18 protein-coding genes are annotated in these 21,879 nt (G+C 63.2%); 10 read left to right on the top strand and 8 right to left on the bottom strand.

Annotation, left to right across the window (positions count from 1 at the left end):
* The first annotated feature begins 89 nt into the window (after nucleotides 1-89).
* Nucleotides 90-869 (top strand): RNA methyltransferase, encoded by a 780-nt coding sequence (locus ACNA1V_RS14330; RefSeq protein ID WP_415834282.1) that lies wholly within the window; start codon nucleotides 90-92, stop codon nucleotides 867-869.
* A gap of 46 nt (nucleotides 870-915) precedes the next feature.
* Here ACNA1V_RS14330 and ACNA1V_RS14325 read toward each other — a convergent pair whose 3' ends face one another.
* Nucleotides 916-1,755: a mechanosensitive ion channel family protein gene (locus ACNA1V_RS14325; RefSeq protein ID WP_415834281.1), complete on the bottom strand. Its 840-nt coding sequence runs from the start codon at nucleotides 1,753-1,755 to the stop codon at nucleotides 916-918.
* A 273-nt stretch (nucleotides 1,756-2,028) separates the two neighbouring features.
* Nucleotides 2,029-2,673 (bottom strand): TetR/AcrR family transcriptional regulator, encoded by a 645-nt coding sequence (locus ACNA1V_RS14320; protein WP_415834280.1) that lies wholly within the window; start codon nucleotides 2,671-2,673, stop codon nucleotides 2,029-2,031.
* A 302-nt stretch (nucleotides 2,674-2,975) separates the two neighbouring features.
* On the opposite strand from ACNA1V_RS14320, the gene ACNA1V_RS14315 reads away from it, so the two are divergent.
* From ACNA1V_RS14315 to ACNA1V_RS14295, 5 genes are read left to right on the top strand one after another with little or no spacing between them, the layout of a single operon-like run.
* Nucleotides 2,976-4,646, top strand: coding sequence for an electron transfer flavoprotein-ubiquinone oxidoreductase (locus ACNA1V_RS14315; protein WP_415834308.1), 1,671 nt, complete (start codon nucleotides 2,976-2,978; stop codon nucleotides 4,644-4,646).
* Nucleotides 4,647-4,689: 43 nt separating this feature from the next.
* On the top strand, nucleotides 4,690-5,811 hold the full coding sequence (locus ACNA1V_RS14310) for a thiolase family protein (RefSeq protein WP_415834279.1): 1,122 nt from the start codon (nucleotides 4,690-4,692) through the stop codon (nucleotides 5,809-5,811).
* 31 nt (nucleotides 5,812-5,842) lie between these two features.
* Nucleotides 5,843-8,161: a 3-hydroxyacyl-CoA dehydrogenase/enoyl-CoA hydratase family protein gene (locus ACNA1V_RS14305; RefSeq protein ID WP_415834278.1), complete on the top strand. Its 2,319-nt coding sequence runs from the start codon at nucleotides 5,843-5,845 to the stop codon at nucleotides 8,159-8,161.
* A gap of 35 nt (nucleotides 8,162-8,196) precedes the next feature.
* Nucleotides 8,197-9,954 (top strand): acyl-CoA dehydrogenase C-terminal domain-containing protein, encoded by a 1,758-nt coding sequence (locus ACNA1V_RS14300; RefSeq protein ID WP_415834277.1) that lies wholly within the window; start codon nucleotides 8,197-8,199, stop codon nucleotides 9,952-9,954.
* Nucleotides 9,955-9,993: 39 nt separating this feature from the next.
* On the top strand, nucleotides 9,994-11,613 hold the full coding sequence (locus ACNA1V_RS14295; protein WP_415834276.1) for a long-chain-fatty-acid--CoA ligase: 1,620 nt from the start codon (nucleotides 9,994-9,996) through the stop codon (nucleotides 11,611-11,613).
* A gap of 128 nt (nucleotides 11,614-11,741) precedes the next feature.
* Here the strand turns inward: ACNA1V_RS14295 and ACNA1V_RS14290 are convergent, their stop codons facing one another.
* A complete protein-coding gene (locus ACNA1V_RS14290) occupies nucleotides 11,742-12,917 on the bottom strand; it encodes a YeiH family protein (RefSeq protein WP_415834275.1) in 1,176 nt (391 codons plus the stop codon).
* Nucleotides 12,918-13,028: 111 nt separating this feature from the next.
* On the opposite strand from ACNA1V_RS14290, the gene ACNA1V_RS14285 reads away from it, so the two are divergent.
* Nucleotides 13,029-13,916: a LysR family transcriptional regulator gene (locus tag ACNA1V_RS14285; protein ID WP_415834274.1), complete on the top strand. Its 888-nt coding sequence runs from the start codon at nucleotides 13,029-13,031 to the stop codon at nucleotides 13,914-13,916.
* Between the two features lie 52 nt (nucleotides 13,917-13,968).
* Here ACNA1V_RS14285 and ACNA1V_RS14280 read toward each other — a convergent pair whose 3' ends face one another.
* Entirely contained in the window at nucleotides 13,969-15,465 is a 1,497-nt protein-coding gene (locus ACNA1V_RS14280; protein WP_415834273.1) for an AMP nucleosidase, read from the bottom strand.
* Between the two features lie 94 nt (nucleotides 15,466-15,559).
* The gene (gene ypfH, locus ACNA1V_RS14275; protein WP_415834272.1) at nucleotides 15,560-16,285 is read right to left on the bottom strand and encodes an esterase; all 726 of its coding nucleotides are present in this window, start codon (nucleotides 16,283-16,285) and stop codon (nucleotides 15,560-15,562) included.
* A 473-nt stretch (nucleotides 16,286-16,758) separates the two neighbouring features.
* Here ypfH and ACNA1V_RS14270 point away from each other — a divergent pair, with 473 nt between their 5' ends.
* Nucleotides 16,759-17,052 (top strand): hypothetical protein, encoded by a 294-nt coding sequence (locus ACNA1V_RS14270; protein ID WP_415834271.1) that lies wholly within the window; start codon nucleotides 16,759-16,761, stop codon nucleotides 17,050-17,052.
* Between the two features lie 150 nt (nucleotides 17,053-17,202).
* Here the strand turns inward: ACNA1V_RS14270 and ACNA1V_RS14265 are convergent, their stop codons facing one another.
* Nucleotides 17,203-17,646 (bottom strand): winged helix-turn-helix transcriptional regulator, encoded by a 444-nt coding sequence (locus ACNA1V_RS14265; protein WP_415834270.1) that lies wholly within the window; start codon nucleotides 17,644-17,646, stop codon nucleotides 17,203-17,205.
* Nucleotides 17,647-17,757: 111 nt separating this feature from the next.
* Between ACNA1V_RS14265 and ACNA1V_RS14260 the strand changes: the two genes are divergently transcribed.
* Nucleotides 17,758-18,963 carry an MFS transporter gene (locus ACNA1V_RS14260; RefSeq protein ID WP_415834269.1) on the top strand — a complete coding sequence of 402 codons (1,206 nt, stop codon included), beginning with the start codon at nucleotides 17,758-17,760 and terminating at the stop codon, nucleotides 18,961-18,963.
* Nucleotides 18,964-19,139: 176 nt separating this feature from the next.
* On the opposite strand, the gene pobA is transcribed toward ACNA1V_RS14260, so the two are convergent.
* Nucleotides 19,140-20,315 (bottom strand): 4-hydroxybenzoate 3-monooxygenase, encoded by a 1,176-nt coding sequence (pobA, locus tag ACNA1V_RS14255; protein WP_415834268.1) that lies wholly within the window; start codon nucleotides 20,313-20,315, stop codon nucleotides 19,140-19,142.
* A 179-nt stretch (nucleotides 20,316-20,494) separates the two neighbouring features.
* Between pobA and ACNA1V_RS14250 the strand changes: the two genes are divergently transcribed.
* Complete coding sequence (locus tag ACNA1V_RS14250) at nucleotides 20,495-21,394, top strand: IclR family transcriptional regulator domain-containing protein (RefSeq protein WP_415834267.1); 900 nt, start codon at nucleotides 20,495-20,497, stop codon at nucleotides 21,392-21,394.
* A gap of 12 nt (nucleotides 21,395-21,406) precedes the next feature.
* Here ACNA1V_RS14250 and ACNA1V_RS14245 read toward each other — a convergent pair.
* On the bottom strand, nucleotides 21,407-21,879 hold a 473-nt coding region (locus tag ACNA1V_RS14245; protein ID WP_415834266.1), incomplete at its 5' end, for a TSUP family transporter.

Below are 21,879 nucleotides of genomic sequence, written 5' to 3'. Positions count from 1 at the left end.
TCCGTATTGATCCGTTCGCAGGCCCTGGATGACTCCCATCCAGGGCCTATATAAAAGTAACTGGCAGTAGGCCCAGACCGGTATTTTAAATGACGCCTGTTTTTTCGCGTGTACGCTTCATCATGACCTCCCCCAGCCACCCTGGAAATGTGGGAGCAGCTGCCCGGGCCATCAAGACCATGGGGTTTTCCTCGCTGGTGCTGGTCACCCCGAAACTGGACGATATCACCCTGCACCCCGACGCCATTGCCATGGCCAGTGGCGCCGATGATATCCTGTCTGGCGCACTGATAACAGCTTCTCTTGAAGAAGCGCTCGCCCCGGTCACCCGGGCTTATGCCCTCACCGCCAGGCCACGCGACATCGGCCCACCGGTCTGCGACATACGCGAAGCTGCAGCGGAAAGCCGCGAATTGCTGGTCTCACAGGCAGATGCCAGCGTTGCTATTGTATTAGGTACGGAACGCAGCGGGCTGACCAATGCGCATATCGCCCTGTGCCAGCGCATCTGCCATATCCCCGCCAATCCGGAATACAGTTCGCTCAATGTGGCGCAGGCGCTGCAACTGGCAGCCTGGGAAATGCGCTACGCCCTGGGTGCCGAAGGCCGGGCCTTGCCGCATACGCCGATCCAGAGCATAGATCCGGGCACCGCCCTGGCAAGCAACGGCCAAGTGCAGGCCTTTCTGGAGCACTGGCGGGAAGCGCTGATTGCCGTTGGATTCCTTGACCCAGAACATCCTAAGAAACTGGTGCCGCGCATGCAGCACCTGTTTGGCCGCAGCGCCCTCACCCGTGACGAAGTCGATATGATGCGCGGCGTCTGCACCGCGATGCTGGCGCCACAGCACCATCGCAAACCGTCCTGAACTATCCCCATCTGACCCGCGCCGGCGCGGGTCAGATGGCTGAACCTCAGCCTTCGCGACGTTCCTTGGCCACCACCGGGCCTTGCAGTTCGCGCACCGGCACGGCGGCTCCCATCCCGGCATCGACCAGCGTCTTGCGGATCTTGTACAGCAGGTCCCAACGCAATTCCCAATACTTCGCGTTGTCCGTCCACACCCGGACATTGATGCTGACGCCATTCTCACGGTAGCCCATCACCATCACCATCGGCGCCGGATCCTTGAATACCAGCGGGTGATCGTTGATCAAGGCCTTGAGGCTGTTGACGGCGGTGTCCAGGTCATCGTCGTAACGCACCTGGGCTTCCAGATCCAGGCGACGGGTCGGGTTGCGGCTGTAATTGATGATGTTCGCGCCCCAGACCGTGCTGTTGGGCAGCGAAATGGCGATGCCATCGAACTGCGTCAGGCGGGTCATGAACAGGCCGATCTCCTCGACCGTCCCTTCATTGGTGCCGCCCACCGAGATGTACTCGCCGGCACGCATGGGGCGCAACCCCAGCAGCATGACACCTGCCGCAATATTCTGCAGCGTGTTCTGCAACGCCAGGCCAATCGCCAGGCCTGCCGCCCCCAGGACGGCGATGATGCTGGCCGTCTGCACACCAAAACGCGCCAGCACGGCCACCAATGTAAAGACACGGACGGCCCACACCGCCGTGCTGCTGAGGATGGGAACAATGGTTGCATCAATGCGCGGCGAGCTGGTCGCGGCGCGGCGCACCACGGAACCCAGCCATTTGGAGATCCACCAGCCGACAATCAGGATGACGACGGCGATCAATAACGTAATGGCGAAATCGTAGGCCTGGGATTCCAGTATGGCCTTGCTGACGGATTCAGTCATGAAGAAACTCCTGAGAAACCTTGTTGTCCGCCGCCACAGCGGCTGACGGAGCTGGCGACAGCCTAGCATACCCATCCGGCCGCCCCCAGCCCGGCTGCCCCTCAATTTTCGATTCTTATCCCGAAAAAATGTGGACAACTTTCTGGATAGCTTGGGGAGCAACGAATTTCAGCCATAGGAATCAATGACTTGAAATTCATGATCAAAAATTGACCACCGCCATACAAGGCGAGTACCGCCGACTTGCGCGGTTTGTCCTCCCTGGCGCCGCTATTACCCAGCCGCGCCAGCGCTGATGTCGTCGTGCCGGAAAATCCGCAGGATCTGCTGGCCGATCTCCGCCGGGGAAAGCAGGCCCTGGCGATACCAGCCACTGACATTATTCAGCAGCGTGAGCAGCAACAGGCGGTACACGTTTCTATTCAGGTCGGGCGCCAGCGGCAAATCGGCAATCAGGCTGCGGAATATTTCTTCGAACTTATCCCGCTTGGCAACCAGGCTGACGCGGATTTCCAGCGGTACGGCATTGAAATCGCTCATCAGGGGCATGGTCAGCGATTCCGGATCCAGCTGGATATCCAGCATGGCAATACAGGCGGCCTCCAGACGTTTCCAGGGATCCACATGGTCGGCCATCGCGGACTTGATGCGGTCTTCCGCAACCTGCAGCGCCATATCGTGAATATTGACGAACAACGCCTCCTTGGACTTGATGTAGTGATACAGGGAACCGCCCAGCAGGCCCACCCGCTCACCGATATCGCGTACCGATGTCGCAGCGTAGCCCCGTTCGGCAAACAAGGCTGCGGCAGCTTCCAGCACCTCGCGATGACGTTCGCTCATGCCCTCGACAGGCAAGGCGCTGATGAACTTTCCCCTGCTGTCCCGCTTATCTGCCCCGCTTCCCTTACCGCTCATCTCTGCTCCGACCTGATTGATTGAATCTTCCCGACCTGCCGCATCCTACAGGCTACGCGCCGGGAATGTGCGGATATAGCGTGTTCGCGCGCCAGCGTCAAGCTGGGAGAATCGCCGCCTTCGCCATTACACCAATCGTTTGATATAGTCCTTTAACGATTCATAAACCAGGCGTCTGACAGCCCGTTTCCGGCCTGTCCGCACCGCGTCGGCCTGAGATCCTCGCTTCGGCGGCGATGCCAGGCCGCCCAGCCACTCTTGCCAGGAAACCTGCAGTGACAAGCGAAACCCAGCGCGAATCCATGGACTTTGATGTCGTGATTGTCGGTGCCGGCCCTGCCGGGCTGGCCGCGGCGATCCGGCTCAAGCAACGCGCCGCCTCGGCCGGACAGGAAATCTCCGTGGTGGTCGTGGAAAAAGGCTCCGAAGTCGGCGCGCACATTCTGTCGGGCGCCGTCATAGACCCCTCCGGCCTAGACGCGCTGCTGCCCGAGTGGCGTGAAGATCCCGAACGGCCCCTGAGCACGCCCGTCACCGACGACCATTTCTATTTCCTCTGGCGCAAGGGCGGCACACGCCTGCCCAACCGGCTCATGCCGCCCCTGATGAGCAACCATGGCAACTTCATCGGTTCCCTGGGCAATCTTGCGCGCTATCTCGCCGCCCAGGCAGAAGCCCTGGGGGTGGATGTCTATCCCGGCTTTGCCGCCACCGAAGTGCTGTACGACACTCAAGGCGCGGTCTGCGGGATTGCGACCGGCGACATGGGCATAGGCCGCGACGGCCAGCCACGCGACGACTATGCACCCGGCATGGAGCTGCGGGCACGCTATACCCTCTTTGCCGAGGGTGCACGCGGCAGCCTCAGCAAGCAGTTGCTGGCCCGATATGGACTGGATGCCGGCATCTCTCCGCAAAAATTCGGCCTGGGCATCAAGGAGCTATGGCAAGTCAGCCCGGAACACTTCCGTCCCGGGCTGGTGCAACACTCCTTTGGCTGGCCGCTGGATAGGCAGACCGGCGGCGGCTCTTTCCTCTACCACTTCGACGATCATCTGGTAAGTGTCGGTTTCGTCCTGCACCTGGACTATAAAAACCCGACGCTTTCCCCCTATGACGAGTTCCAGCGTTTCAAGACCCATCCCCTGATTCGCGATACCTTTTCCGGCGCCCGGCGCCTGGCCTATGGCGCACGCGCACTAACTGAAGGCGGCTGGCAATCCGTGCCCAAGCTCGCCTTTCCCGGCGGCGCACTGATAGGCTGCGCGGCGGGCTTCATGAATGTGCCGCGCATCAAGGGCAGCCACAACGCGGTGCACTCCGGCATGCAGGCCGCCGATGCCGCCTTCGAGGCGCTGGCCGCCGGGCGCGGGCACGATATCCTGGAAACCTATAGCAACGGTTGGCGCGACTCGGCCATTGGCCGTGACCTGAAGCCGGTGCGTAACGTCAAGCCGCTCTGGTCGCGTTTCGGTACGCCGCTGGGCATCGGTCTGGGCGGCCTGGACATGTGGTGCCAGACCTGGACGGGCAAATCGCCATTCGGCACCCTGGCCCATCGCCGGCCGGATCACGCCTGTCTGCAGCCGCTGGCGGCTGTGCGCCCTATTACCTATCCCAAGTATGACGGTGTCCTGACATTCGACAAGCTCTCGTCAGTCTTTCTGTCCAGCACCAGCCATGCGGAAAATCAGCCTTCCCACCTGAAGCTGAAAAATCCGGACATTCCCATCGCCAGCAATCTGCCGCGCTATGGCGAACCGGCCCGGCTGTATTGCCCGGCCGGCGTCTATGAAGTCGTGAACGATCCCCCTGCCACGCCGGACGCGGCGGCTGCCAGCCCCGCGCCGCGTTTTGTGATCAATGCGCAGAACTGTGTGCATTGCAAAACCTGTGACATCAAGGATCCCGCCCAGAACATTACCTGGACGCCGCCGGAAGGTGGCGGCGGGCCGAACTATCCCAACATGTAACCCCTTAACGGCCAACACGCCGCCCCTCATGGGAACCCCCATCATGACAACTGCCTATATCGTCGATTACCTGCGCAGCCCTTTCACGCCTGCCTATCGCGGCGCGCTGGCCGGCGTACGGCCCGACGATCTTGCCGCCCATGTAATCTCTGCCCTGGTTCAACGCACCGGCCTGGATCCGAACCTGCTGGAAGATGTCAACCTGGGATGCGCCTTCCCGGAAGGCGAGCAGGGCCTGAACATCGCCCGCTGCGCGGCACTGACGGCCGGACTGCCGCTGTCCGTGGGCGCCTCTACTGTCAACCGCTGGTGCGGGTCTTCCCTGCAGGCCGTGCAAATGGCCGCCGGTGCCATCGCCATGGGCGCAGGCGACGCCTTCATTGCCGGCGGTGTCGAGTGCATGAGCAGGGTGCCCATGATGGGCTTCAACCCGCTGCCCAACCCGGCCTGGGATGAAGCCCTGCGCACCGCATTCCTGAACATGGGCCTGACAGCCGAAAACCTGGCCAGCCGCTACGGCATCACGCGCAGCGCTCAAGACGCCTATGCCCTGGAAAGCCAGCGCAAGGCGTTGGCAGCACGCGCCAATGGCAGCCTGGCTGCGGAAATCACGCCATTTCACGGGGTCGCAGAAGACGGCTGCCCCCGCGCCACGGATACCGACAAGCTTGCCAGCCTGAAAACCGTTTTCAAGGCCGACGGCAGCGTCACCGCCGGCAATGCCTCACCGCTCACCGATGGTGCTTCGGCCACGCTCGTGTGCTCGGAAGCATTTGTACAACGCCATGACCTGCAACCACTGGCACGTGTAGCCGGCTATGCCATCTCGGGCTGCGCCCCGGAGATCATGGGTATCGGGCCGGTGGCAGCGACGCGCAAGGCGCTGAGCCGCGCCGGCATTGGCGCCACGCAACTGGATGTCATAGAAATGAACGAAGCCTTTGCCGTTCAGGTGCTGGCCTGCTGCCAGGATCTCGACATAGACCCCGCACGGCTGAACCGCGATGGCGGCGCCATCGCCCTGGGGCACCCCCTGGGCGCGACCGGCGCGCGCCTGGTCGGCAAGGCCGCCAGCCTGCTGCGCCGCGACGGCGGCCGCTATGCCCTGGCCACCCAATGCATCGGTGGCGGCCAGGGCATCGCCATGGTAATGGAGGCCGTCTGATATGAACACAAGCACCCTGGACACACACACCATGAACACGAACACCCTCGGCACGGGCTCGATACACAAGGCGGCGGTTATCGGCGCGGGCGTCATGGGGGCCGGCATTGCCGCCCACTTGGCCAATGCCGGCCTGGAAGTCATCCTGCTGGATATCGACAAGGCCAATGCAGACACTGGCGTCGCCCGGCAACTGAAGGCCGGCGGCTTCATGGATCCGGCTTTCGCGGCGCGCCTGCGCACGGGCGCAGTGGCCACAGACCTGCCGGCGCTGGCGGATGCCGACTGGATTATCGAAGCCATTGCCGAAAAACGGGAGATCAAACAGGCGCTTTATCGCGAGATAGATGCCATTCGCAAGCCCGGCAGCATTGTGTCGTCCAATACCTCGACCATCCCGCTGGCCGCGCTGACAGCGGACATGCCGGAACGCTTCTGCAGCGATTTCCTCATTACCCATTTTTTCAATCCGCCGCGCATCATGCGTTTGCTGGAACTGATCACCGGGCCGCAGACCCGCCAGGATGCCGTCACTACCATTAGCCGCTTCGCCGATCAGCAACTGGGCAAAACCGTGGTGCGCTGCAAGGATACGCCGGGCTTCATCGGCAATCGCATCGGCAACTACTGGATGGTTGTCGCCCAAAATGAAGCCATCCGGCTGGGCCTGGATGTGGAAGAAGCGGATGCCATCATCAGCCGCCCCTTCGGCATTCCCGCCACCGGCATTTTCGGCCTGCTGGATCTGGTAGGCATAGACCTGATGCCCACTCTGCTGCGCATTCTGCAACAGGCCACACCAGCCGGCGATGCCATCCAGGCCTGCGACGCCGAGCCGCCACTGATCGCCCGCATGATCCGCGAAAACCGCCTGGGCCGCAAAAGCGGCGCAGGTTTCGTGCGGCTCTCAGCCGACCGCCGCCAGCGCGATGTCACTGACCTGGCCACCGGTGAATACCGGCCCCAGCGTGCCGTCGCTTCGGACAGCCTGCAGGCCAGCCGTGGCAATCCCCGCGCGCTGATGGAACACCCGGGCCGCGGCGGGCAATATGCCGCCGCCGTCATGGAGCAGGCACTGGCCTATGCTGCGGCGTTGGTTCCCGAAATCGCCGATACCCCTTTTGATGTCGATGAAGCCATGCGCAATGGCTATGGCTGGAAGGAAGGTCCCTTCGAACTGATGGATCGCCTGGGCACCGACTGGCTGGCGCAACGCCTGCAGGCGCGCGGCCTGCCCGTTCCGGCCTACCTGGCCCTGGCGGCGGGCCAAGGCGGTTTCTACTCGGTACAGGACGGCCGGCGTGCCTGCCTGCTGCCAGACGGCAGCCGCCAGCGGCAGCAACGCGCGCCCGGCGTGCTGCTGCTGGGCGACCTGTCCCTGGCACGCCCGCCCGCAGCACGCTGGGAGACGGCCGAACTCTGGGATCTGGGTGACGGCGTCGCCGGCCTGGCCTTCCGCACCAAGATGAATACCTTCAACCCTGCCCTGCTGGAAACCATCCAGGCGGCGCTGGCGCACACCCGCAGCCATTTCCGGGCCTTGGTGATCGGCAGCGATGCAAACGCCTTCAGCGCAGGGGCCGATTTGCGCGTGTTTCTCGAAACACTGGAACAACATGGCATCGCCGGACTGGAGCGCTTCCTCGACCTGGGGCATGACACCTTCCAGGCCGTGAAATATGCCCCCTTTCCCGTGGTCGGCGCCGCTGCGGGCCTGGCTCTGGGCGGCGGCTGCGAAATCCTGCTGCATTGCGATGCCATCCAGGCCCATGCAGAGCTATCCATGGGGCTGGTCGAAACCCGTATCGGCGTCATTCCCGGCTGGGGCGGCTGCAAGGAAATGCTGCTGCGCATGCAGCATGCGCCTGGCGTTCCCCGAGGCCCGGTGGCCCCGGCCATCGCCGCGTTCAATCTCATCTCGGCAGCCAAGGTTTCCGCCAGCGCCTTCGACGCCCGTAAACTGGGCTTTCTGACACCCCGTGATGGCATCAGCATGAACCGCAACCGGCTGCTGGCAGATGCCAAGGAAAAAGCGCTGCAACTGGCGCAGGATTACCGGGCGCCCGAACCTGCGACACTCCAGGTGGCAGGCGGCGCCGGCCTGGCCGCGCTGCAAAATCTGATTGATGCCGAGATCCAGGCTGGCCGTGCCAGCCCCCACGATGGCGTCGTCAACATGGCGCTTGCCGGCATCCTGAGCGGCGGCAACGCCGCCGACCCGCTGCACCCCTTGACGGAGGATGCCCTGCTTCAACTGGAACGCACTGCCTTTCTCGACTTGCTCGCCACCCCCGCCAGCCAGGCACGGGTCCGTCATATGCTGGATACCGGCAAGCCGCTGCGCAACTGATTTTCCCTGCTGTCCCCTCAAGACAAGGAAACACGATGACTGCTTATACCCCCATTACCGAAGATGCCCAATTCCTGCTGTCGGACGTGTTCGACTTCAATGCCAGCATGGCCGCCCTGCCCGGCTGCGAAGAAGTCGATACCGATCTGGCGCTCAGCATTCTGGAAGAAGGCGGCAAGTTCTGCGTCGAAGTGATAGAACCGCTGAACCGCAGCGGCGATGAAACCGGTTGCCGCCTGGAAAACGGTCAGGTCACGACCCCGCCAGGGCTGGCCGCGGCTTACCAAGCCTTCCGCGAGGCAGGCTGGTGCGGCCTGTCGGGCTCGACCGAATATGGTGGCCAGGGCCTGCCGCTCACGCTGCAGATCCTGCTCAATGAGATGGTATCGTCGGCCAACCTGTCGTTCGGGCTGTTCCCCGGCCTGACGCACGGCGCCGTGGAGACCATTTCGCATCACGCCAGCCCGGCCTTGAAAGCGCTCTATCTGCCGCGCATGGTCAGCGGCGAATGGACAGGCGCCATGGCGCTGACCGAAGCCTCGGCCGGCACCGACCTGGGCTTGCTCACCACCCGCGCGGAACCGTTGGAAGATGGCAGCTACCGCATTACCGGCACCAAGATTTTCATTTCTTCCGGCGACCAGGACTTCGGCGGCAATATCGTTCATCTGGTACTGGCGCGCTTGCCCGGCGCTGCGCCGGGCGTGAAGGGCATCAGCCTCTTCCTGGCGCCCAAATTCCTGCCGGATGCCAATGGCGAACCGGGCGAGCGCAACCACATGTCGGTGGGCGCCCTGGAACACAAAATGGGGATTCACGCCCAGCCCACCTGCGTCATGAACTATGACGGCGCCATCGGCTGGCTGGTTGGCGAAGCCGGACGCGGGCTCAATGCCATGTTCACCATGATGAACGCGGAACGCCTGTTCGTCGGCATTCAAGGGCTGGGCATCGGCGAAGCTGCCACGCAAAAGGCTGCCGCCTACGCCCGCGAACGCCTCCAGGGCCGCTCTGCCGATGGCAGCCGCGGGCCGGTGCCCATCATCGAACATGCCGATGTACGCCGCATGCTGCTGACTGGCCGCGCCCTGAGCGATGCCGGCCGTGCGCTGGCCGTCTGGACAGCCTTGCAGATGGATACCGCCACCTTGCATCCTGACGCCGCCACCCGGCAACAGGCCGATGGCTTTGTGGCCCTGCTGACGCCGGTCATCAAGGCGGCGTTCACCGACTTCGGTTTCGAAACTGCCGTGCTCAGCCAGCAGGTGTTCGGCGGCCATGGCTACATCCGCGAATGGGGCATGGAACAGTATGTCCGTGATGCCCGCATCACCCAGATTTATGAAGGCACCAACGGCGTTCAGGCCATGGACCTGGTCGGCCGCAAGCTGCCCATGGAAAACGGCGCCGTCGCCCAGCGTTTCTTTGCGTTGGTGCGCAGCGAACTCGAACAAGTCAGCCATCCCGACAGCGCCGCGCTGGCACAACCCGTCCTGCAGGCGCTGCAACGCCTGGAAGGCGTGACCGTCCATTTGCTGTCGGTCGCCCGCGATGCCAACGCGCTGGGCGCCGCCGCCACCGATTACCTGCGCTTTTTCGCCCTGGTCGCCTATGGCTGGTTGTGGGTACGCATGGCCGAAAAGAGCCAGGCCCGCACGACGCCGCTGCACCAGCGCAAGCAGGCCGCGGCACGTTTTTTCATCACCCGCCTGCTGCCCCAGACCATCGCCCTGGAACAGGCGATCCGCGCAGATGCCGCCGACCTGGCGCAACTCGCTGCGGACGCGTTCTAAGCTGCGCCGACAATTGGAGGAGACACAATGCTCGGCAATATGATGCACCAACCTCTGCTGATCTCTTCGATTCTGCGTCATGCCGCGACCTACCACGGCCAGACCGAAATCGTCTCACGCACTGTCGAAGGGCCGCTGCACCGCTATACCTATACCGATGCCTGGCAACGCAGCCAGCAGCTCGCCAATGCCTTGCAGCGCCTGGGCCTGGCCTTCGGAGACCGAGTCGCCACCCTGGCCTGGAACGGCTATCGCCACCTGGAACTGTATTACGGCGTCTCCGGCTCGGGGCTGGTGTGCCATACCATCAACCCGCGCCTCTTCAAGGAGCAAATCAGCTACATCATCCAGCATGCCGAGGACAGCGTCCTCTTTGCCGACCTGAGTTTCCTGCCGCTGCTGGAATCGCTGGCCGAACAATTGCAGGGCATGAAGGCGGTGGTGCTGCTGACCGACGAAGCCCATATGCCGGCGTCCGCTGCCCTGCCCGGACTGCTCTGCTATGAAACCCTGATCGGCGCCGAATCCCCGCATTACGACTGGCCGGTCTTCGATGAAAACACGGCATCCGGCCTGTGCTACAGCTCCGGCACGACCGGCGACCCCAAAGGGGTGCTGTACAGCCACCGCTCCACCGTCCTGCATGCCATGGCCATTCCCGCCCCCGATGTACTGGGGCTGTCCGCCAGCGACACGATTGTCCCTGTCGTGCCCATGTTTCATGTGAATGCCTGGGGCCTGCCGTTTGCCGCGCCCATGGTGGGCGCCAAACTGGTCATGCCAGGGCCGCGGCTGGATGGCGCCAGCCTGCACGAACTGTTTGCCAGCGAGAAAGTCACTTTCACGGCAGGCGTGCCTACCGTCTGGATGGCCTTGCAGGACTGGATGGAAAAAAATGGCCAGCAGCTGCCGGACCTGAAGCGCGTTGCCATCGGTGGCGCGGCCGCCCCGCCAATCATGCTGGCACGCTTTCATCGCATGGGCGTGGAAACCCGTCATGCCTGGGGCATGACCGAAACCAGTCCGGTCGGACTGTCGTGCAGCCTGCTGCCCAAACATCAGGCGCTCTCGCCGGAACAGCGGCTCATGCTGGAAGCCAAACAGGGACGCCCCGTCTTCGGCATGGAATTCATGATTCACGGCCAGGATGGCCAGGCCGTGCCGCGTGACGGCAAATCATTTGGTTCCATGCTCATCCGTGGCCCCTGGGTGGCGGGCAGCTACTACAACGCGCCCCCCAGCCCGGCACATGCCGTCGTACCCGGCTGGTTCGATACCGGAGACATCATCACCATGGATGAAGATGGCTTCGTCCAGATCGTCGATCGCAATAAGGATGTCGTGAAATCCGGCGGTGAATGGATCAGTTCCGTGGAACTGGAAAATCTGGCCCAGGCGCACCCCGCGATTCAGGAAGCCGCCGTGGTGGCAATGGCCGACCCGCGCTGGGGGGAACGCCCTATCCTGGTCGCCGTGATCCGTCCCGGCCATGCTTTCACCCGGGACGATATGCTAGAGATCTACAGCGGCAAAATCGCCAAATGGAGCATTCCGGATGATGTGCTGATCGTCGAGGAACTGCCTCACACCGCAACGGGGAAACTGCTGAAAGCCGCCATTCGGCAACTGGTGCAGGAACACTATCAAACACGCTTCTGACGCCTGCCTCCGAATGAATCGCTGTCGTACAAGCCCTGAACGACAGCCCCGAAGTACGCATGCATGCCATGGGTGCGCAACCAGTCCCCTGGCATGCATGCGTTATGCGCACGCCCCGGCTGCGGCTATCAGGCCAGGACGGCGTGCACCAGTGCATTCAGCGCCAGCCCGCCCCCCAGCAGCCAGACAAACAGCAGCAAAGCCAGCAGCAAGGGGCGCAGCCCCGCCCGGCGCAAAGCCGAAACATGGGTCGTCAAGCCCAGCGCGGCCATTGCCATGGCCAGCAGAATCGTATCCAGGTCCAATGCCAGGCTGAGCACTGCCGGCGGCAGCGCAACCCAGGAATTGAACGCCGCCATCAGGATGAAACCGAAAGCGAACCAGGGAACGGCGATCCCGCGCCGCCCCTGTCCCGCCGCCGCGCCCTCGCCCTGCCGGCGCGCCAGCAAGAGCGCCAGCCCCAGCAGAAACGGCGCCAGCATCATGACACGCACCATTTTGGCGATGACAGCGGCATCCGCTGCCTCAGTGCCCAGCGCACGCCCGGCGGCCACCACCTGCGCCACCTCGTGCACTGTGGCCCCGATGAACACGCCCGCAGCGCGGGCATCCATCTGAATCCACCCCAGCTCTTGTCCGAGGTGATACAAGGCCGGCCAGGCAAACATGGCAACCGTGCCAAAAATCACCACCGTCGCGACGGCGACACTGATCTGCGCCGGCCGGCCGCCCACCACCGGACCGGCGGCCATCACGGCAGCTGCCCCGCAAATCGAACTGCCTGCCCCGATCAGCAAGGCCGTCTGCCGGTCCAGGCCCAGGAAACGCGTCCCCAGCCACCAGGCCAGACAAAACGTCGAAAGCAGCATACAGGCGTCAAGCAGCACCCCCTCGTAACCCACCAGGGCAACATCGGCGAAGGTCAAGCGCAGGCCATACAACACAATACCGGCACGCAACAAACGCGCCTTTGAAAAATCGACGCCCGCACTCACATGGCGAGCGAACGAGGGATAGACGGTATTGCCAAGAACCATGCCCACCACGATGGCCAGGGTCAGCGCCGCGATACCATGCGCCTGCGCCCACGGCTGGCTGGCCAGACCTTGCGCCGCAGCGGCGATGCCACCTGTCAGCAACAGGCCGGCAAGCAAGGGGCTGACCTGCCATGCCCTGCGCTGAGCCACAAGGGGTGCAGCACCGGGCCCAGGCACCGTCCGCACGCCACTGCCCGGCTCATGCGTAGCCTTCCCCTCCGGCGCGAGCGCCGTGCTGCCGGCGCCCAACATATGATTTGCAGTCATTACAGATCAATTCCTTATGAATTGAGAACATAATGACCTTGAAAAAAATATCTGTAAAACAGGTTATATTTCTATAACCTATCGAAATAACAGATAAACAGAGCGACACCCATGCGGATCACGCTGCGACAGCTGCAGATCTTCACCGCCATCGCCGAACATGGCAGCACCACTGCGGCTGCCAGCAGCATTCCGCTGTCGCAATCCGCCACCAGCGCCGCGCTGGGGGAACTGGAGTCCATGCTGGGTGCCAGTCTGTTCGACCGTATCGGCAAACGGCTGCAGCTCAATGAAACCGGCCGTGCGCTGCTGGACCCGGCACGTTCGCTGCTGGATATGGCACGGGATATCGAAATCAATTTCGGCATGGACGACGCCAGCCCGGGCATGCCCCTGCCGGCGCGCATCCGGCTGGGCGCCAGTACCACCATAGGCAATTACCTGATGCCTGAGCGCATTGCCCGCTTGCTGGATACGCATGCGCTCGCCAGCGTCGAAATGCGCATCGGCAATACCCAGGAAATCGTCGGTGCCGTGCTGCGCCGCGAAGTGGATGCCGGTGTGATCGAAGGCCCCTGCCATAGCGACGAGCTGGAAGCCTTGCCCTGGCTCAGTGATGAACTGGTTTTTGTCGTGGCTGCCCGGCACCCGCTTGCACAGCTACCCGAGCCTTGCGGCCTGGAACTGCTGCGCCAGCAGCGCTGGCTGCTCAGGGAAAGCGGCTCCGGCACCCGCGAAGCGGTTGACAATGTGTTGCTGCCGCATCTGGGCAACTTCGACCAGGCATTGCAACTGGGCAGCACCGAAGCCATCAAGCAGGCTGCAGCTGCCGGCCTGGGCATTGCCTGCCTGTCACGCAGTGCAGTCCAGGATCTGCTGGCCCTGGGCCGGCTGCACCTGCTGCAAACGACATTGCCAGCGCTGCATCGCCAGCTCTATCGCATCCGCCATCGCAGCAAGCAATTCTCTCCTGCGCTGGCATTGCTGCTGGCGGCATAAACGCTGTCGGCAGCAATGCCAGCGCAGTGCCAGCCGCAACGGCCGCACTGGCCTACTGGAACGCTGTCTCGATGAAGCTGCGCAGCTTGCGCGAATGCAGCCTTTCCTTGGGCATGCTGGCCAGAAGCTCCAGGGCATGAATGCCGATCTGCAAATGCTGGCCGACCTGGCGCCGATAGAAATCATTGGCCATGCCCGGCAGTTTCAATTCGCCATGCAGCGGCTTGTCGGACACGCACAGCAAGGTGCCATAGGGAACCCGGAAGCGGAAGCCATTGGCCGCGATCGTGGCGGACTCCATATCCAACGCAATGGCGCGCGACTGCGCGAACCGTTCCACCAGTTCCTGATGATCCCGCAACTCCCAATTGCGGTTGTCGATGCTGGCGACGGTGCCGGTACGCATGATGCGCTTCAACTCCCAGCCCGACAGGCCGGCAACCTCCTCCACCGCCGTCTCCAGCGCTACCTGCACCTCTGCCAATGGCGGTACCGGCACCCATAGCGGCAAGTCGGCATCCAGCACATGATCGTCCCGTACATAGCCGTGCGCCAGCACATAATCGCCCAGCCGCTGGGTTGAACGCAGGCCCGCGCAATGCCCGACCATCAGCCAGGCTTGCGGGCGCAGCACGGCCACATGATCGGTAATCGTCTTGGCATTGGAAGGACCGACGCCGATATTGATCAGCGTGATACCGCCATGGCCTGCCCGGCACAAGTGGTAGGCCGGCATCTGTGGCAGGCGTTCCGGCGCCGTCCCGGACACCGGGCCAGCCTCGCCGCGCAGCGTGACGACATTGCCCGGTTCAATGAAGGATTCATAGCCTCCCACGCCATCCGCCAGCCGCGCCCGTGCGTAGGCGCAGAACTCATCCACATAGAACTGGTAATTGGTGAACAGCACGAAATTCTGGAAATGCGCCGGCGATGTCGCCGAGTAGTGCTGCAGGCGATGCAGGGAGTAGTCCACCCGGGGCGCGGTAAACGGCGCCAGCGGGTGCGGCTTGCCCGGCACCGGACGCCAGCTGCCATTGACGATGGCATCATCGGTGATGGTCAGGTCCGGTACATCGAAGATATCGCGCAGCGGCCGGCCCAGCGCCGCCAGATCCACGCCCTCGACATGCGCACCGCCGGGAAAGGCGAAATGCAGGGGAATCGGCGTCTCGGATTCCCCTACCGTCACCTTCACCTTGTGATGCAGCAGCAGCAAGCCGATCTGCTCCACCAGATATGCCTGGAACAGGCGTGGCTGCGTGATGGTGGCCTCGTAGATGCCGGGTTCGGACACGTGCCCGTAAGACAGGCGCGTATCAACCAGGTCATAGGTATCCACCTGGATGCGGATCGCCGGGTACCAGGCCCGCAGCCGCGCCGAACGCGGCAGTTGCTCGCCACGCGCCAGGGCTGCGAAATGGCTGCGCAGAAAAGCCGTATTACGCTCGTAGATCTCGATCAGGCGATCCACCGCTGCGGCGGCGACCTCAAAGGACTGGAACTCGACCGGTTCCGGCGTCAGTACCACCGAAGGGAAATGCGCGGACATGCGTAGGCTCTCCTGGCCGGCCGGGATTGACGGCCACTATGGAACAATGGGGCGGAACGTCGCCTGCATGCAGGCGGGCGGATCCCGCCTGGCATCAACTGGACTGGCGTGCACTCATGAGGGCGGTTTGCCAGATATGCAGCGGAACATGGGTGCGCAGGCGCTCGATGGCGCGTGTCACCAGGGCCACATGCAGTTCATGGCCGACATCGGGCAGGATATCCAGCGTCGCATCGCCTTCCAGCTCCTGAATACGGTCGAATGCGGCTTGCGAGGACGAAGGCGGAATCACCGTGTCGTCCGCACCATGCAGAAGATGCACGCTCGTTTCGGCCGCCGCTTCCAGCGGCAATCTGGCATAGCCGGCAGAAAAAGCGATTACCCGGCCGGCCAGCGCATGGTCAGCGGCTGACAGCTCCAATGCGATCAGGCCGCCCTGCCCCAGACCGAACAAGGCCGTCGCTGCGGGGGCTATCTGCCACTGCGCCTGCACCCGGCGGATCAATTTGAGCAATGGCGGCAAACCGGCGGATACCTGGGCCGCCAGTTGTTCCGCGTCCGCGTCCTCGGCCACAAACCATTGCCTGCCTTCCGCCTCGCTGGCGCCGGCAGGATACGGCGCCCGCAATGCCATGATGGCCGCGCCCGACCATTGGGCCTGCAAGGTGCGCGCCAGCCAGAGCAAGTCTGCCGGTTCGCCGCCTTGCCCGTGGAACAGGACGAACAGCTGTCCGGGGGCCTGACCATCGTGGGTGGGCGGCACCAGCCAATGGGCTTCGCCGTCCGAAGAAAACTGCGTGGTGTCTTGAGCGTCTGTCATGTCTGCCTTCTCCTGCTGCTAGCGGGCTATTGTATGTTGGCTTTACAACATTGCCATGAAGGCCCTGCCGCCGCTCGCGGTATTCCGCCAGACAGATTGGCGCGGCGCCCGCTACCGGCAACAGCACCCTGCCGGTGCGGATGCTGACCTTATCTACCCGACATTCAAGACAGAATCACGACAATCTATCGGGGAAACGGCGAAATTGAAGAAAATATCCGGATTTTCCCGCTTCCTGCAAGCAAGGCTTGACAGTCAGGCAGATACTCTCCATAGTGATTAATTCCTGACCACCTGTGCTGGCCTTGCCGCTTGGGATCGGTCGTGATGCACACCAGGCGGCTCCGTCGGTGCGTCTCCGCCACGATCCGGCAGCGCTCTGCTCCGGGGAGTCATCGTCTTGCCCTGCCCTGCCGGCCTTTCCGCCTGCCGGGCCAGCACCCCGCCAAGACGTTCTACAGGAGATGTGCCTGGTGTACCCGAATCGCTACATCTACAAGGGCTATCTGCTACTTGCTCGCCTGTCCACCGCGCCGGAAGGCGCCAGCGGCTCCAGCCCGGCCTTTACCGCCATGCTGGACATCCGCAAGGCCAGCCAGCCGGACGACCCCGGCTTCACGTATCCGGTGCCTGCTTTCAACAATGCCGCGGGCAGCAACATCGCCTATGCCCTCAGTCCGGCCCAGGCCATAGATATGGCCATCAGCCACGGAATAGACATCCTCTCCACGCTGTTCGCTCCGGATCCGTCACGCCAGGAACCTTGATTTCCCCGTGACCCGTTCCCCTTGGTCCTGCCAGCGATCTGCCGTCCGCGGACAAGCTTGCTGACACCAGCCTTGCAAGCAAAAGCGCAGCCCATAGGCTGCGCTTTTTTCATGGGATGACATGGCTATCACAGCCAGCCGCATTGCTCCTTATTCCACTTTCCGCACTTCGGTCACGGCAGGCAACAGCACGGAACCATCGTGGGCCTGTGGCGCCATGGTCGCAACCGGCGTACCGGTACGCTTGTCGATCAGCACCGAATGGCGTTCACCAGGCGCGAACAGGTGCTGCTCCCCCCACTGGCGCAAGGCCACCACGACAGAAAACAGACTCTCACCCTGCGGCGTCAGCACGTATTCCTGATAGGCCGTGCCATCCGAAGCATCCTGGGTGGCGAGAATGCCTGCTTCCACCAGCTTCCGCAGACGGTCCGACAGGATATTGCGAGCCATGCCCAGGCTGCGCTGGAAGTCGCTGAAGCGGCGCGTGCCATCGAACGCATCGCGCACGATCAGCAGCGACCAGCGATCCCCGATCACATCGACGGCACGAGCAACAGGACAGGGTTCGTCGCTGGCAAGACGGCGCGGCATGACTTCTCCAGACAGATAGCAACAATCGGATTTTCCGGTTGCATTTTAAAACCATGCACCCTAACATTCAATCAGTTTTGTTTTGAAACCAGATTAAATGGATCAGGGAATATGGACTCCTCCCGAACTGCGAATATGCCGCGTGGCCTGGTGCTGCTGTTTGCTGCAGCCAGCGGCTTGAGCGTGGCTAACGTGTACTACGCGCAACCTCTGCTGGATGCGCTGGCTCGCGATTTCAGCATCAGTCATGCCGCTGTGGGTGGCGTGGTAACGGCCACTCAGCTTGGCTGCGCCTTGGCCCTGCTGTTGCTGGTGCCGCTGGGTGACCGCCTGGACCGCCGCCGATTGATGATGGTGCAGCTGCTGGCACTGGTGGCGGCATTGGTGACCGTCGGCATGGCGCAATCCGCCAGTGTCCTGCTGGCGGGCATGCTGGCCGTGGGGCTGCTAGGCACGGCGATGACCCAGGGGCTGATCGCCTATGCGGCCAGCGCCGCCGCGCCCCATGAACAAGGGCGGGTCGTCGGTACCGCGCAGAGTGGCGTTTTCATCGGCCTGTTGCTTGCGCGCGTGTTCGCGGGGGGCGTCAGCGATCTGGCGGGCTGGCGAGGCGTGTATTTCTGCGCCGCCGTGCTGATGCTGCTGATCGCACTGCCGCTGTGGCGACGCTTGCCTGCCCTGCCGTTAACTGCCCATCCTATGTCTTACCCTCGCCTGATCGCATCCATGCTGACGCTGCTGCGGGAAGAAAAAGTGCTGCAAGTGCGCGGCATGTTGGCGTTGTTGATGTTCGCCGCATTCAATATCTTCTGGAGCGCGCTGGTGCTGCCCTTGAGCGCGCCGCCATACAGTTTTTCGCACACCCTCATCGGGGCATTTGGCCTGGTCGGTGTGGTGGGCGCCCTGGCCGCTGCGCGTGCCGGACACTGGGCCGACCGTGGCCATGCCCAGCGCACCAGCGCGGCGGCGCTGGCGGTCTTGCTGCTGGCCTGGTGGCCGCTGTCGCTGATGGAATGGTCGCTGTGGGCGCTGGTGATCGGCATCGTACTGCTCGATCTTGGTGGTCAGGCGCTGCACGTCACCAATCAGAGCCTGATCTTCCGCACACGCCCTGAAGCCCATAGCCGACTGGTCGGGCTCTACATGCTGTTCTATGCCCTCGGCAGCGGGCTGGGCGCCATCGGTACCACCCTCACCTATGCCCATGCGGGCTGGCAAGGTGTATGCCTGTTGGGCGCGGTGGTCAGCGCGCTTGCACTGTGGTTCTGGTGGCTGACACGGCAGGCAACTCCGCAGGCTAATGCGGCCCAGGCCTGACACAGCGATGCCGGCCTTCGGGACGGCCCTCGGGGCAGCCCTCCCCCGGTAGCCTCCGACAATGCCGCGTCCTAGCCCGTGCAAGGAAAAAAACCGGTGCTGCCCATCCTCAGGGCAGCACCGGTCATCTGTCCTCACTCAGTGCGTGAGGCCCGCAGGGCCAGGCGTCGCCGCCATTATTTCATCGGCAGGCCGACATAGTTTTCCGCCAAGGAAGTAGAAGCCGCGACCGACTTCACCAGGTAATCCAGCTCGGCTTCCTGGATTTTCTGACCGAATTCGCCTTCGGCGGGGAAACGGTGCATCAGCGACGTAAACCACCAGGAGAAACGCTCTGCCTTCCAGATACGGCTCAGGCAACGCTGCGAGTAGCTGTCGATACCTGCCTGGCTCTTCTCGTCATAGAACTCGGTGATGGACTCCGACAGATAGCCGACGTCGGAAGCTGCCAGGTTCAAGCCCTTGGCGCCCGTGGGCGGCACGATGTGGGCCGCATCCCCCGCCAGGAACAGGCGACCGAAGCGCATGGGTTCCGCGACAAAGCTGCGCAGCGGCGCAATGCTCTTTTCCAGCGACGGGCCGGTCACCAGGTTCTCGCGCGCCTCTTCATCCAGGCGCAGGCGCAATTCGTTCCAGAAGGCATCGTCACTCCAGGCTTCAACCTTGTCCGTCAGCGGCACCTGCAGGTAGTAGCGACTGCGGGTCTGGCTGCGCATGCTGCACAGCGCGAAACCGCGCGTGGTGTTGGCGTAAATCAGTTCATCGCTGACCGGCGGCGTATCGGACAACAGGCCCAGCCAGCCAAAGGGATAGACCTTCTCGTAATTGTGAATGGCGGACGCCGGCACACTGGCACGGCTGACGCCATGGAAACCGTCGCAACCGGCGATGAAGTCACATTCAATCTCGTGTTCCTGGCCATCCTTGGTATAGCGCACGCGCGGGTGCTCGCTATCGAAATCATGCAGGTTGACATTGGCAGCCTCATAGACGGTCGTCAGGCCCTCAGCTGCGCGGACTTCCATCAGGTCGCGGGTGACTTCGGTCTGGCCATACACCAGCACAGACTTCCCGCCCGACAAGCCGGTCAGGTCGATACGATGGCGCTCTCCCTTGAACAACAGTTCGATGCCATGATGCTGCAAGCCTTCTTCATGCATGCGCGAACCCACGCCGGCGCGGTCCAGCAAATCAACGGCGACTTGCTCCAGCACGCCGGCGCGAATGCGGCCCAGCACATAGTCGCCCGTCTGACGTTCGAGGATGATGTTGTCGATGCCGGCCTTGTACAGCAACTGGCCGAGCAGCAAGCCGGAAGGGCCGGCGCCGATGATGACGACTTGGGTACGCATGGGGAGTCTCCTGATGATATTTTTCTGGCCGGAATCCAATTCCGTGCCCACCCGAGCAGACTAAAAGACCCGCTTTCTTTATGCCATGGCTCCACTTGCCTATTGCGCGATCATCGGAACAGCTGTGCGATAATCGCGCAATTATTGATAGAACCTAACTGTCTCGTCGCTCAGGCACCATGTCTCGCTCCCGTTTTCAAGCCCCCTCCCTCCCCTCTGCCGAGCGGCCTGACGCCACCAGTGCCGCAGTCGGCCAGACGCAGTCGCGTCGCCGGGACAAGGCAGCCGGCGATATTGCCCATGCCGACTTCATCGCCGGCCTGGCCAAAGGGCTGGCCGTGCTGGAAAGCTTCGATACCGAACGGCAGCGTCTGAACGCCACCCTGGCAGCAGAACGCGCCGGCCTGACGCGCGCCGCCGCCAGGCGCCACCTGCTCACGCTCGCCCATCTCGGCTACCTGGAGAGCGACGGCCATTATTTCTGGCTCTCGCCCAAGGTTCTACGTTTCTCAGGCAGCTATCTGTCATCCGCCCGCCTGCCGCGTGTGGTGCAAGCGACGCTCAATCGCCTGGCGGCCCAAACCGGTGGTTCATTCTCTGTCGGTGTGCTGGACGGAGATGAAAGCGTGATCGTTGCCCGCAGCGCCAACTATGGCGGAGGCGAACGCGCCATGCTGCCCTATGGCCTGCATCTGGGCGCCCGCCTGCCCGCCCATGCCACTTCCACCGGACGCATGATGCTGGCCTTGCTCAGCCGACCTGAGCTGGAACGCTGGCTGCAAGGCCCCGGCCCTGGCAATCAGCGGGAGTTGCCACGCCTGACGCCCAACTCGATCACCGATATCCGCGAACTGCGCCAAAGCCTGGATACCGCGCGCAAGCAGGATTACTGCCAGGTCAGCGAAGAACATGAGCTGGGCGTGCATGCGCTGGCGATTCCCTTGCGCAACATGAAAGGCGTTGCGCTGGCGGCGCTGAACATCGTCTCATCCACGCAAGGCCGAACACCGTCACAGGTGCGCCTGGAAATGTTGCCCGCCATGCTGGATGCCGCCCGCGAATTGCGCGGGCTGCTTTGACGCTGGCCCCGATCAGCCCCACTGGCGCAGCAGCATGTGCAAGCCCAGACCAGCCAGACACACAAAGAAGCAAAACCGGAAACGCGCCACGGACAAGCGCGCCCGCAGCATGGCGCCCAGTTGCATCCCGGCCACTGCGGGCAGCAGCATGAGACAGGACACCGCCAGGATCCACAGGTCATAACTGGCATTCCACCAGAGCCCAGCCCCCAAGGCCAGGGTCGAAACGGTAAACGCCAGGCCCATGGCGCGTATCAGGGCATCCCGGCCCAACCCCAAGCCCTGCAGGTAGGGCACGGCCGGCAGCACGAATACGCCGGAAGCCGCCGTGAGCAACCCCGTCAACACACCGGCCACCGGCCCCATCCAGCGTTCATGATGCGGCGGAACTGCCAGCGTGCGGCCGGCCAGACCCCAGATTGCATAGGCCAGCAAGGCCACACCCAGCGTCAGGCTGGCCCAGCCCCCTGCCGGCGCCCCCAGGC

This window comes from Kerstersia similis, assembly GCF_965139615.1.
Taxonomy (GTDB): domain Bacteria; phylum Pseudomonadota; class Gammaproteobacteria; order Burkholderiales; family Burkholderiaceae_B; genus Kerstersia; species Kerstersia similis.
This window is presented reverse-complemented; position numbering and strand designations above follow the sequence as displayed.

What these genes read in the sequence shown, in the direction of transcription:
- ACNA1V_RS14330 (WP_415834282.1), top strand. Translation starts at nt 90, where the DNA reads ATGACGCCTGTTTTTTCGCGTGTACGCTTCATCATGACCTCCCCCAGC.
- ACNA1V_RS14325 (WP_415834281.1), bottom strand. Translation starts at nt 1,755, where the DNA reads ATGACTGAATCCGTCAGCAAGGCCATACTGGAATCCCAGGCCTACGAT.
- ACNA1V_RS14320 (WP_415834280.1), bottom strand. Translation starts at nt 2,673, where the DNA reads ATGAGCGGTAAGGGAAGCGGGGCAGATAAGCGGGACAGCAGGGGAAAG.
- ACNA1V_RS14315 (WP_415834308.1), top strand. Translation starts at nt 2,976, where the DNA reads ATGGACTTTGATGTCGTGATTGTCGGTGCCGGCCCTGCCGGGCTGGCC.
- ACNA1V_RS14310 (WP_415834279.1), top strand. Translation starts at nt 4,690, where the DNA reads ATGACAACTGCCTATATCGTCGATTACCTGCGCAGCCCTTTCACGCCT.
- ACNA1V_RS14305 (WP_415834278.1), top strand. Translation starts at nt 5,843, where the DNA reads ATGAACACGAACACCCTCGGCACGGGCTCGATACACAAGGCGGCGGTT.
- ACNA1V_RS14300 (WP_415834277.1), top strand. Translation starts at nt 8,197, where the DNA reads ATGACTGCTTATACCCCCATTACCGAAGATGCCCAATTCCTGCTGTCG.
- ACNA1V_RS14295 (WP_415834276.1), top strand. Translation starts at nt 9,994, where the DNA reads ATGATGCACCAACCTCTGCTGATCTCTTCGATTCTGCGTCATGCCGCG.
- ACNA1V_RS14290 (WP_415834275.1), bottom strand. Translation starts at nt 12,917, where the DNA reads ATGACTGCAAATCATATGTTGGGCGCCGGCAGCACGGCGCTCGCGCCG.
- ACNA1V_RS14285 (WP_415834274.1), top strand. Translation starts at nt 13,029, where the DNA reads ATGCGGATCACGCTGCGACAGCTGCAGATCTTCACCGCCATCGCCGAA.
- ACNA1V_RS14280 (WP_415834273.1), bottom strand. Translation starts at nt 15,465, where the DNA reads ATGTCCGCGCATTTCCCTTCGGTGGTACTGACGCCGGAACCGGTCGAG.
- ypfH (WP_415834272.1), bottom strand. Translation starts at nt 16,285, where the DNA reads ATGACAGACGCTCAAGACACCACGCAGTTTTCTTCGGACGGCGAAGCC.
- ACNA1V_RS14265 (WP_415834270.1), bottom strand. Translation starts at nt 17,646, where the DNA reads ATGCCGCGCCGTCTTGCCAGCGACGAACCCTGTCCTGTTGCTCGTGCC.
- ACNA1V_RS14260 (WP_415834269.1), top strand. Translation starts at nt 17,758, where the DNA reads ATGGACTCCTCCCGAACTGCGAATATGCCGCGTGGCCTGGTGCTGCTG.
- pobA (WP_415834268.1), bottom strand. Translation starts at nt 20,315, where the DNA reads ATGCGTACCCAAGTCGTCATCATCGGCGCCGGCCCTTCCGGCTTGCTG.
- ACNA1V_RS14250 (WP_415834267.1), top strand. Translation starts at nt 20,495, where the DNA reads ATGTCTCGCTCCCGTTTTCAAGCCCCCTCCCTCCCCTCTGCCGAGCGG.